Source organism: Klebsiella sp. K47, from assembly GCF_051858335.1.
Lineage (GTDB): Bacteria > Pseudomonadota > Gammaproteobacteria > Enterobacterales > Enterobacteriaceae > Klebsiella > Klebsiella pneumoniae.
This window is the reverse complement of sequence record NZ_JBPYUI010000581.1, coordinates 1-210: the sequence shown is the minus strand read 5'-3', so window position 1 is coordinate 210 and position 210 is coordinate 1. Positions and strand designations below refer to the sequence as shown.

General features: G+C 46.7%; 1 pseudogene. It reads right to left on the bottom strand.

Going from position 1 to position 210, the window contains the following annotated elements:
- Positions 1 to 210: pseudogene (locus RRF55_RS29310) on the bottom strand (MFS transporter); the annotation flags it as partial.

Below are 210 nucleotides of genomic sequence, written 5' to 3'. Positions count from 1 at the left end.
CACCGAGGTTAAAGAATGACATCAAACAACCCCAGAACATGATCATGCTCACAGTATCAGCTTGACCAAAGAAATACGCGGAAACTGCACACATGCCAATAAAACCAGCCAAGGTTGCTTTACGTCCCAGCTTTTCGACCAGCCATGCTGCGGCCACATAGCCTGGCAGCTGTGCCAAAATCATCACCAAGACATATTCAAAAGACTGAA